The sequence below is a fragment of the Lacihabitans sp. CS3-21 genome (genome assembly GCF_024343675.1).
Taxonomy (GTDB): domain Bacteria; phylum Bacteroidota; class Bacteroidia; order Cytophagales; family Spirosomataceae; genus Leadbetterella.
Genome location: NZ_RJUD01000011.1, coordinates 101,395 through 112,363, shown reverse-complemented (window position 1 = coordinate 112,363; position 10,969 = coordinate 101,395). Strand labels below are relative to the sequence as shown.

At 37.6% G+C, this 10,969-nt stretch carries 8 protein-coding genes; all 8 read left to right on the top strand.

The window, feature by feature from the left end; translation table 11 throughout:
- Positions 1–366 precede the first annotated feature (366 nt).
- The 8 genes from EGI24_RS09110 (at position 367) to EGI24_RS09075 (ending at position 10,304) form a co-directional block, all read left to right on the top strand.
- The gene (locus EGI24_RS09110) at positions 367–1,980 is read left to right on the top strand and encodes an amidase family protein (protein ID WP_255048065.1); all 1,614 of its coding nucleotides are present in this window, start codon (positions 367–369) and stop codon (positions 1,978–1,980) included.
- Positions 1,981–2,178: 198 nt separating this feature from the next.
- Positions 2,179–3,390, top strand: coding sequence for a serine hydrolase (locus EGI24_RS09105; RefSeq protein WP_255048064.1), 1,212 nt, complete (start codon positions 2,179–2,181; stop codon positions 3,388–3,390).
- Between the two features lie 145 nt (positions 3,391–3,535).
- Positions 3,536–4,387 (top strand): LamG domain-containing protein, encoded by an 852-nt coding sequence (locus tag EGI24_RS09100; protein ID WP_255048063.1) that lies wholly within the window; start codon positions 3,536–3,538, stop codon positions 4,385–4,387.
- A gap of 394 nt (positions 4,388–4,781) precedes the next feature.
- Positions 4,782–5,357 carry a hypothetical protein gene (locus EGI24_RS09095; protein ID WP_255048062.1) on the top strand — a complete coding sequence of 192 codons (576 nt, stop codon included), beginning with the start codon at positions 4,782–4,784 and terminating at the stop codon, positions 5,355–5,357.
- 76 nt (positions 5,358–5,433) lie between these two features.
- The gene (locus EGI24_RS09090; protein WP_255048061.1) at positions 5,434–7,152 is read left to right on the top strand and encodes a S41 family peptidase; all 1,719 of its coding nucleotides are present in this window, start codon (positions 5,434–5,436) and stop codon (positions 7,150–7,152) included.
- Positions 7,153–7,364: 212 nt separating this feature from the next.
- Positions 7,365–8,468, top strand: a complete 1,104-nt coding sequence (locus tag EGI24_RS09085; protein ID WP_255048060.1) for a two-component regulator propeller domain-containing protein — start codon at positions 7,365–7,367, stop codon at positions 8,466–8,468.
- A gap of 292 nt (positions 8,469–8,760) precedes the next feature.
- Positions 8,761–9,132, top strand: coding sequence for a glyoxalase/bleomycin resistance/extradiol dioxygenase family protein (locus EGI24_RS09080; RefSeq protein WP_255048059.1), 372 nt, complete (start codon positions 8,761–8,763; stop codon positions 9,130–9,132).
- A gap of 686 nt (positions 9,133–9,818) precedes the next feature.
- Complete coding sequence (locus tag EGI24_RS09075) at positions 9,819–10,304, top strand: PH domain-containing protein (RefSeq protein WP_255048058.1); 486 nt, start codon at positions 9,819–9,821, stop codon at positions 10,302–10,304.
- The last annotated feature ends 665 nt before the right edge of the window (positions 10,305–10,969 follow it).

Here is a 10,969-nt window from a genome sequence, read left to right as displayed (position 1 = left end):
GGGCATGTCGAAGCGAGATAGTTTAGCATTTGTAATCCTCTATTTCCTCAAAAGCATTTTCTAAATTTTCAAAATTCCACCACCTTAATTTACAAACCTTTTTGTCGGATTGTAAATCCTCTCCCGAAAGCTATCAGGACTTGCTTCGACATCGGGAAGATGGCGAAGTACCCAATTACAAACACATCTCCAAATTTAAAATCTAAAAAATCTGTATCAAATCTGTGTTTATCAGTAAGCAATATTTATATTCACTAAATAAAAGCTTGGCTTGACAGCTATAGCATGCCACAGACCATGGAAACTAAAAACGAGTAAGCCTAAAACCAGCCATTGTAAGCCATCATTCTAAAAATTTCAATAAAAATGAAATCAAACAAACTTCTTTTTATACTTGCCATCGCAATGGCTTTTTTGGGGCTTAAACCATCGGCTGTTGCACAGCATTTTTCGCCCAAACAATTACAAGAAGCCACCATTTCCAGCTTGCATACGGCTATGCAAAATGGTAAACTTACCGCCGTGGAGCTGGTGCAACTTTACCTCGACCGAATTAAAGAATACGACAAAGACGGGCCGTTTATCAACGCCCTTATTATGGTGAATCCCAAAGCTTTAACCGAAGCCCGTAGGCTCGATTCGCTTTATAAAGTTACAGGTAAATTCATAGGTCCGCTTCACGGCATTCCGATCATCGTAAAAGATAATTACAATACCTTCGACATGCCCACGACCAACGGTACGCTGGCCATGAAAAATTCTATCCCGCCCGCCGATGCCTTTGTGATTCAAAAAATAAGGGAGGCCGGAGCCATCATCATTGCCAAGTCCAACCTGGCCGAGTTTGCCCAATCGGGCAACTTTTCGGTAAGTTCCATTCTGCCGGGTTACTCTCGCAACCCTTATGATACACGGCGTACCACAGCAGGGTCAAGCGGTGGAACAGCCGCTGCCGTGGCGGCAGACTTTGGCACCATTGGCTTGGGGACCGACACAGGTAGCTCGATCCGCGGCCCGGCTGCTCACCAGAGCTTGGTAGGGTTTCGTTGTACACTCGGCTTAATCAGCCGCAACGGTATTGCCCCCCTCGCTCTGACCAATGACATGGGTGGCCCCATTTGCCGAACGGTGGAAGATGCCGTGCGGGTACTCGACGTCATAGCGGGCTACGACAAAGCCGATTCCGTAACACGGCTAAGTAATGGTAAAATTCCAGAAAGCTATAGGGCTTATTTAGATAAAAATGGCTTAAAAGGAGCCAGAATTGGCGTTTTTAGGCAGCTTTGCGATCCTGCCAAAGCAGACTCCCAAGTGGTGGCTTTGTTTAACAATGCCCTCAACGAGTTGCGTTTGGCTGGAGCCACCATCATTGACTCGGTGAGTGTTATGGAACTCGATATGATCCAAAAAACCATGGATACGATTCCCCAGTTGCGACGTGATTTTAATCAATACCTGGCCAATTTGGGCCCCAATGCCCCGCATAAAACGCTCGAGTCTATCATTAAATCGAAGCAGTATCATCCCTTTCTTGAAAAATATCTGCAGGATGTCAATGCCGATACCTTGGCCCCCGAATTGCACAAGGGATGGCAAAAGAACCTTGACCTCCGTGAGCAATTACGTCAACTTTTGCTAAGAGCCATGGATTCGACCCAGGTCGATGTGCTGGTTTACCCTTCGTTTAGTTATCCGCCCAGGCTCATCGGCGACCTGAATACACCGTCGGGTACCAATAACAACGCCTTATCGCCGCCCACGGGCTTCCCTGCGTTCACGGTGCCCATGGGCTTTACTTACCACAATTTACCTGCTGGTTTGCAGTTCTTTGGTCGCCCTTTCAGTGAGCCAACACTCATCAAATTGTGCTACGCCTATGAACAAGCAACGCACCACAGGCTCCCACCCGAGTCCACGCCACCCTTGGGGAAAAAGAAGCGAAAAATGCGTGGCGGTTCAAATCGTTTGAGCATGAATTGAAAAGCTGAAACTAGTTCTTTGCTCTTCGACATGTTCCGATAGTCAAAGGAGTACGGGAGTACGAACTTTGCGAGCGAAAGCTCTGTCGAAGCAAGCCCGATAGCTATCGGGAGAGGATTTGTAATCCTAATAATTCTTCAAAAGTGTTTTTTTTTGTATTTTTATCCTATGGCATCACACTTAGACATTAAATTTAATATGAGCAGAAATATTTCTTTAGCCTTGGCTTTTTTGGTGGTTCAAAGCTTAGGCGGTTTAGCCCAATCACCCGACAAAAATCTGGATAAGAGCCTAAGCAAAATTTATAAAGAATCAAACTTCCCAGGATTTGCCATCAGCATCCTGAAAGCAGACACTACCTTATTCGCAAAAAGCTATGGCTTTGCAGATAAAAGTAAAAAAACACCTTATACCCTAGAAACTATTCAGCCGGTGGGTTCGGTAAGCAAAACATTTATTGCCTTGGCTTTAATGAAATCTGTCGAACTCGGATATTTCACTTTGGAAAGCAATATCAATGATCTTCTGCCTTTTAAGATCATCCATCCCAATTTCCCCTATGGGATCATCACGGTAAGGCATCTGGCTACGCACACCTCATCCCTCTTAGACAATGAGGAAGTATATTTGAACGAAGCCTACCAATTGGGCAATGAGCAAAACGTAGCATTGGGGGCTTTCCTCCAAAACTATTATACAAAAGAGGGGAAATTCTATTCACCCAAAAATTTTGACCTTAATCCAATAGGTACTAACTATGCTTATAGCAATATCGCTTCCGCTTTAATGGCCTACATTATTGAGAGTAAGTCAAAAATAACTTTTGCTGAATTCTGCCAAAAGTATATTTTCCAACCTTTGAAAATGGAAAGTACAGATTGGTTTTACAATCCAGAAAATGAGGCTAAATACGCTACGCTTTACCAAGTAAATCAACCCGAAAGTTCATTAGAGGAAAAAATGTTGAACGCCGATAAAAGTTTGAAACCTTATACTTGCATAACCTACCCAGATGGAAGTTTAAAAACCTCAGCAAGCGACCTCACTGTATTTCTTAAAGCCATGATAAAAGGCTATTTTTCCAATGATACCCTGATAATTGGCAAAAGTGCTTATCAGACTTTGTTTGCAAAACAGTTTAATGAAAAAAATATGCCTACCCATATGGATAATAAAGAGCCCAACAGGGCAATTTTTTGGGCATATGCCAGAAAAGGAGAGCTTAGACATACCGGCAGTGATCCCGGAGTTTTCGCTTTTATCTCTTTCCATCCTGTTACAAAAATAGGACGCATCATGACCCTCAATGCATCCCTAGAAGGGGGAGAAAATCAAAAGACCGTTGCTTCCTTTATGAAAGTGATTGCTGCATTAGACAGTTTTGAAGAAGCCTATGCTCAAAATAACTAAAGAATAAATACGCAAAAGGAATTTTTACTATTTTTGATTAGCATAAAAATTAATAAACAGACAAGAATATCATATAAAACCCTCAAAAAACTAAGGTTAAATTAATGCGTATTTAGGAGGGGGACATTTTCATAAAATCAATCGAATGATGAAATATTTTATAGGTGTTGCTTTATCGCTTATCAACTCATTTAGTTTTGGACAAACATCAGATAAAGTCCAACGGATCCTTTCTACCAAAGGCCTCGTAGCTTTGTGGGATTTCAAGGAGGAAGCGGGTCACACTCGTAAGGCGATGGGAAAAGGCGAATTTGCCCTAAATGAAATGAAGGGTACCGTTCCCCGCAAAATGGAAGGTCCTTTATCTGGATTTTCGGCGGAATTGGGTTCAGGTAGCTATCTTTCTTTGCCGCATGCCGAAACCGGGGCTTTAAATATTCATGGTAAAAAGCAAGGCGTTACGGTGGTGGCATGGGTAAAATGGACGGGCGAACAAACGGGCTTTGTGGGTGGTATGTGGAACGAATACCAAGCAGGTGGCAAAAGGCAATATGGTCTTTTTGTTTCGCTACCTTATTATAATGGCAAAAACCAAGTTTGTGGGCATATCTCACAGACAGGCAAACCTACCCCACCTTTTCCTTATTCCATAGATTATTCGGCCAGCAGACATGAAGTACCCACCAAAGACTGGGTTTGCGTGGCCTTTACCTACGACGGCAAATACATTAAATCGTATATGAATGGCAGTTTCGAAAAACGCGAACCCGAACTCATACAGCATACCACAGGTTTTGAGGGCTATCCCGAGGGATTAACCCAAATCAAAAACCCCTATTATTTTCCTGACGGAATGGGCAACAATGGTTCAGACTTTACGGTCGGTGCGGTATTACTGAAAGCCGGCATGGGCAATTTTTTCAAAGGCCAAATTGGTGGCCTGGCCGTTTTTAATCGAGCTTTGCCTGAGCTTGCGTTGAGGAGCTTGGCTAAATAAGGTTTCAGATAATTTGGCAATCGTAATCTGGGGTTGTTTTTTAAGGTTGCAACATGGGTGTGTTTCTCCCACAAAAGCCTGATTCCAAATATTTATAATGGCGAATAATCAAAAGTTTATTCAATATTTAACAAGATGTGAAATAGGTTATATGGTTAAAATTTAAGCAAATAAGGCCAAACCATCTAAAAATTAGTACAATTTTTACCTTATTAAATATACAAAAATATGTGTAGATAAGACTTCGAAGCGACCTTGAAAAAGAAACCATTAAACGCTATTTACAATAATTTACACTTTTTTTTACATTTATGATGCTTCAGGCTGAAGTCTATCCAAGTACATTTGCTTCATAAATTCAGAAGAAGATTAAACTATTTTAAGAATTAAAGAAATGAAAAAAATCATTTATGCCCTGATCTTAACGCTGGTGGTGGTAAGTGGGCTGGTATTTGCCAATCGAGAAAAAGAAAATTCTAAAAAAAACACCCCAAAGCCTGCGGGTGGTGCTCCGCTCTCTGCAGCAGAAATAAAAGCCGCAAGGACCAAATGGGAGGCTAGCCCTGATGGTATATTTTTCAAAAAATGGGAGGCCTCACCTGCTGGAGTAAAAGTAAATGCCGCTACTGCTAAAATAAGCAAGTCGGTTAAGGATTTCGCCGAAATGGAGGCTGTGGTTACTTCTCTATCTTTACCTGAGGGTGCAAGATTGGGATTCGGCGTGATGGTAGAGATGGCAAAAGAAGATTATATACTGGCGTTTGGTGTAGAACAACCTGGCAAGAATATCATGAATTTTAAAAGTGAATTTGAGCAATTACGTAGTCTAAAAGTGAACGACAAAATAATAATAAAAAGCCATAACCTATCCAAAGCCCCTAAGTATGCCTATCCAATCGTATCAGGCGACTATGTAGAACGCGGTGGTAAAATAATTTACAAACGTACACCTCGCAAGGGCGGTTGCTAAGTAAATATTTTAAGATATACGTACCTATATGTCCAATTTTTATACATTTTGCTTAGCAATTTTAAGTTGTTGTTTGATGGCTTCTTGTAGAAACAAGTCTTTTTCAACGACTTCTGTTAATCAATTTCCCAAAGAGCAAAATGCTAAAAAAATATCTATTGTTGGAAAGCTTAAAGAAAACGCTCAACTACCTATTCAGGAAAGGATAGCACTTTATCATCGGCTCAAAGCAGATAATTTTGATTTGTATGATTTTGGCAATGAGACAGAATTAACGCTATACGGTTATTCGTTTTTATGGGAAAACAACTTAATCGAAGCCATTGCCATTTTTGAACTCATTATTTCTGAATTTCCTAATTCGGCCAATGCTTATGACAGTATGGGTGAGGCATATCTTCAAGCAAAAGACAGTACTAAAGCACTTCAAAATTATGAGAAAGCATTGCTGATGAACCCCGATAACTTTCTTGCTGAAGATGTTATTCAACGAATTAAATTCACCAGCCTTAAAGCCTTAACAGCTAAAGAAAAATTTTCAACGGTCTATTCCAAAAAAGATTATATATCAGATTTAGACCAATTGGGTCAAAAACTATTGGCGGTTCATCCGCATGCACTTAAATTTATTACAAAAGAACAGTTTTGGAAAAATATTGAAAGTAAAAAATCATTGATTACTGAAAAAACTACCTATGCTGAATTCGCTTGGCATTGTAATGCTATCATTGCAAGCATTGGTTGTTCGCATACAGCTTCTTCTAACATGCAAAATGATTACCATGAGTTTTCCATGTTGCCTTTGGAGAATAGTTTTCCATTGCAAGTGAGGTGGGTAAACAAGCAATTATTTGTGGTAAATCCGATGAATAATGCAGATAAGGTAAAAGTAAAAGACGAAATCTTGAGCATCAACGGCGTTGAAACTGCCAATCTCATTGCTGATATTTACGAACACATGCCTGCACAAGCCAATATTCAAACCTATAAAGCACAACATTTCAATACCAGTTTTGCTTCCTTAATTCCCTACGCATTGGGATTGCCCGAAACTTTTGAAATTGTTGTTAAAGAAAATAGTGGATCAATCAAATTGCATAAAGCCCAAAAAATGGCAAGGGAATTATATGACCCTTCCATTACCAGTTGTTTAACCGATTTGTGTTTAGAAATTTTAGATGAAAAAATAGCTACTTTAACTATCTCGTCATTCAATTATTATGAATGGAACAATTATCCTGTTTTTAAATCTTTCCTCGACAGTAGTATGGCTATTCTCAATAATAAAAAAATAAAAAACCTAATTATTGATGTGAGACACAACCGAGGCGGTTCTCAATATCCCAGTATTTACTTACTTCAACATCTCATGGATAAACCATTTACCTATTACGCCAAGGCAGAATTTGAAGGGAAAACAGATAAGATTTATGGTGAAGAAATTATTTATCCACTTGAAAATCGATTTAAAGGAAAAGTTTATTTTCTGATGGATGGAAATGGAAATTCTACCACTGGGCATTTCATGAGTTTAGTAAAAGCACACCATTTAGGAACTATCATTGGGGAGGAGTTGGGCTCAAATCAATTCTGTACGGCAGGACAAACCTTATGTCGCTTAAAGAATACAAAATTAGTAATTTCAATAGCAAATAATACGCATATATCAACAGCCGCAAAGTTTCCAGATGAAATAGGGATTCTTCCTGATTTTTATGTGTCACAAAGTATAGATGAGTATTTAAACAAAGTGGATGCTATAAAGAATTACACATTGAAACTGATGAGGAAATAATTACTGTGTCCGACTAAATAATTGTAATTCAATATATCTATTTGTAAATTAAACCCTTACAGGGTTTCTAATTCAGAGACGGTCATTTTTATTATTATCATATTACCCCTTCGGGCTATCAGTCGCTTATGATTTTTAAATTTGATTTTTAATATTTAGTCGGACGATAATAGAAAATAGTATGAAAATGGGGTAAAACACCATTTAATTTTATGAAAAACTCAACAACCTTCATGCAAAAGCTAATATTTCCATTTTTAGGAAAAATGATTTATATCTTTCTTTTGATTCTTTGTATTTCTTGTAACGGACAAGTAAAAAAAGACTTACCAAATGAAAAGATAAGTGAATCAAATACAATATCTCAGGGACAACCCAAACTTATAAAAAATTTGGGTTCACTAAATGATAAAGGCAACAACGTGCATTGCAGTCTTCAAGACAAAGCGGGTAACCTATGGTTTGGCACCACAGGAGATGGTCTTTTTAAATATGACGGTAAACTCTTCACGCAATACACAACGTCAAACGGACTTAATCATAATTCGGTCAATCATATTTTGGAAGATAAAGATGGCAAAATTTGGATAGGTACCTCCGCTGGACTTGTACTTTACGATGGTAAAACTTTTGTTAAAATTCAAATCCCTTTTCGAAAAAATAGACCAGATAATAGGTACGAAGTATGGAGTATCATGCAAGACAAAAGCGGTAAGCTATGGTTCGCCACTATTGATGGTGTTTATATTTATGACCCCGCTCGGCGGTCCGATTCGACTGAGCTCAGGGCAGATGACAAATCATTTAACTTTTTCAAAGTAACTGATGACACATCAGATTGTATTTTTAAAATGGAATATATTTTAGAAGATAATGCAGGAAATATTTGGTTTGGTGGACGGTGCAATATAGGAGTGTTTCGCTACGATGGTAAAACCATAACCAATCTTAAACCAAATGGCGATGATTGGGCTTGGCCTGTTTTGCAGGACAAAAAAGGAAATATATGGTTCAGTAGTTGGAAAGGAGCTTACCGATATGACGGAAGATTATTTGAAAAAATTGAAGGCTTATCTGATGGTCCTATTACACGAATTATAGAAGATAAAAAAGGGAATATTTGGTTTGGAGGAGGTGGTCGTGGAATTTGCAGTTATGATGGTAAAACCATTACTTGTTTTTCAACAAAAGATGGACTAATAAATAATGATGTTTGGTCAATTTTGGAAGATAGATCAGGAGTTCTTTGGGTGGGTACGAGAGAAACAATATTGCACCGCTTTGATGGAAAAACTTTCACTAATTTTTCGGAATAACCGCAATCATGTAACGGGCAGACAATATAATCCAATCTACCACATGTTTTAATTAAGAATATCTAATCGAGATAGTTTAGGATTTGTAAGTCTCCATAAGGTAAAAATCGTTTTTATATCATCTTTGCAAAAGCGGGGATTTCTTGCTTTTAAGAAAATGAACCGCTAAATTCGAATGTTGTGCACTAAGTGAAGTTGAGTTTTGAAATAAACCGTCATAACTAAACTGAGAAGCATTGTGCGTAAAGCTAACGTCTAACTTTAAAGCATTTAGATAATAGACCTATAAATAATGACCACCGAATTGTTAAGCATCATTCCAGTACTGCCATCTGCAAACATTGAAAGGGACATTGTATGGTACAAGGAAAAAGTAGGTTTTGAAATTTATTTTTCTGATAGCATGTATGCCGTACTTTATAGAGAAAACATTTGTTTGCACCTGCAATGGCACGCTGACACATCTGAGGACCCATTACTGGGTGGTTCGGTAATAAGAATTTATGTAAAAAACATACAGCCACTTTTTACCGAACTCGTTAATAGAGGAACGGTTGCACAAGACAGTTTGAAAATCAATACACCTTGGAAAACCAATGAGTTTGGTTTTTTTGACCTCAACAAGAATGCAATTTTTATTATGGAGGATTCGCTAAACAGCTAAAATCTTTCTTTCACAGAGATAAATATTTTGAAAAAGGAAATGGAGTGTTTCATCAGCAAATTCACAATAGATTATTTTTCAAGAAAACCAAGGGCACTTTTCTTAGTTGATGGTTTGGGTGCAGCATTGACCACATTTTCTTTATATTTTGTTTTAAGACCTAACTTTGATTATTTTGGTATGCCCACAAACATTTTGAAATACTTATCAGTAATTGGTTTGGTTTTATATTCTTATTCTATGTCTTGTTTCTTTTTACTTAAAGACAATTGGTCACCCTTTTTAAGAATAATAGGAATAGGTAATTTGTTGTATTGTATTTTGACCATTACAATGCTAAATGCTTATTTTCTCAGCTTAACCCTTTTAGGATTGACATATTTTATTGTTGAAATTCTTATTATCCTATTATTGATAAATATAGAGTTAGGCGTAGCAAATAGATTAAGAACAGAGCAGTCTAATTTTTAGTAATATTGCAGTGTATTATCAAGATTGCCTGTTTTAAATAGTAAAATCAACGCCATTCTGGATATAGAAAAAACGCCAGTTAGGTGAAGCTCAAAAAACATTTTAGGATAAATACACTATTCAATCCCTATCCACATTTGTGGTGATTTTTAAAAGTTCACCAAGCTTTAAAACCTTTGGCCAATAGTAAATTATACATTTTAAATATAACGATTATGACCTATACAACCTCCTTAGACAATTTAGCAAAAGGAATAACCATTGGTGTGACTATTTTATTTGTAGCCATCCTTATAGGGCAGTTTTCAATCATCAAAGACACAGGATGGGCCGTTCCAATCATTACAACCGTCACCTTGTTTTTAATATATTTTATCACATTTGCCTTTAGCCCAATTAATTATGAAGTCTCCACTCAACATCTAAGCATTCATAGGCTATTAATAGACGTAAATATTGACCGAAACCAAATCAAAAGTGTAGAACTGTTAGACAAAGAAAAACTGGCGTGGGTAATCAGGACTTTTGGCGTGGGAGGACTATTTGGCTATTATGGAAAATTCGCCAATACAAAACTCGGAAGTATGACTTGGTACGCCACAAGACGAAACAAAACGGTATTGATTGTGACCCTGGACAACAAGAAAATTATTTTGACACCCGACGAGCCAGAAAAATTCGTTGCTCACCTTGCTGTCTAAAAATTACGATCTTGGAAGCATTTGGATAGTCAAAAGAGTAGGAACCTATAGAACGAAAGCATTGTCGAAGCGAGCAGGTTCAGGATTTGTAATTCTCTATTTCCTCAAAGGTACTTGTAAAAATCCATTGCCTTGAATACCATTACTTTTTGTAGGGTCGTAAATCTTCACCCGATAGTTTTGGGGACTTGCTTGTATTGTGGGAAGAGGTTAATGCTTAACTTATTGAACAGGCAAGTGTTGTTTTTTGCCAGAAAAATCAAAAACTAAAATCAGCCCAAAAAATTAATCTTCTTTGTAAGAACAGGACTATTGTAATTAAAAGTACCAAACTCTACCTCTAAAATGTTTCTTTTAACAGTTTTAACGGTTTTGGTTCTTTTGGCTTTTTTTATTGGATTGTTCGAAAAACCTGCTAGGGGAATTAGACAAAATAAAATCAAAATTATAGCTTTTTGATTTCTTGAAGTAAAAAGATTTTTTAACGAAAGATGCCCCTCTGATTTAAATACAGAAAGGAAAATTGAATTATTGTTGGATGTTTGATTTGCTTTCATGTTTTTACTTGACTCACTCATTTTGTTAATCGAAAAAGAATAGAATTGATTTAAATCAATTGCAAAGCTAAAGCACAAAAATTGAATTTTAAAACGTGAACATGGTTA

What these genes read in the sequence shown, in the direction of transcription:
- EGI24_RS09110 (WP_255048065.1), top strand. Translation starts at nt 367, where the DNA reads ATGAAATCAAACAAACTTCTTTTTATACTTGCCATCGCAATGGCTTTT.
- EGI24_RS09105 (WP_255048064.1), top strand. Translation starts at nt 2,179, where the DNA reads ATGAGCAGAAATATTTCTTTAGCCTTGGCTTTTTTGGTGGTTCAAAGC.
- EGI24_RS09100 (WP_255048063.1), top strand. Translation starts at nt 3,536, where the DNA reads ATGATGAAATATTTTATAGGTGTTGCTTTATCGCTTATCAACTCATTT.
- EGI24_RS09095 (WP_255048062.1), top strand. Translation starts at nt 4,782, where the DNA reads ATGAAAAAAATCATTTATGCCCTGATCTTAACGCTGGTGGTGGTAAGT.
- EGI24_RS09090 (WP_255048061.1), top strand. Translation starts at nt 5,434, where the DNA reads ATGGCTTCTTGTAGAAACAAGTCTTTTTCAACGACTTCTGTTAATCAA.
- EGI24_RS09085 (WP_255048060.1), top strand. Translation starts at nt 7,365, where the DNA reads ATGAAAAACTCAACAACCTTCATGCAAAAGCTAATATTTCCATTTTTA.
- EGI24_RS09080 (WP_255048059.1), top strand. Translation starts at nt 8,761, where the DNA reads ATGACCACCGAATTGTTAAGCATCATTCCAGTACTGCCATCTGCAAAC.
- EGI24_RS09075 (WP_255048058.1), top strand. Translation starts at nt 9,819, where the DNA reads ATGACCTATACAACCTCCTTAGACAATTTAGCAAAAGGAATAACCATT.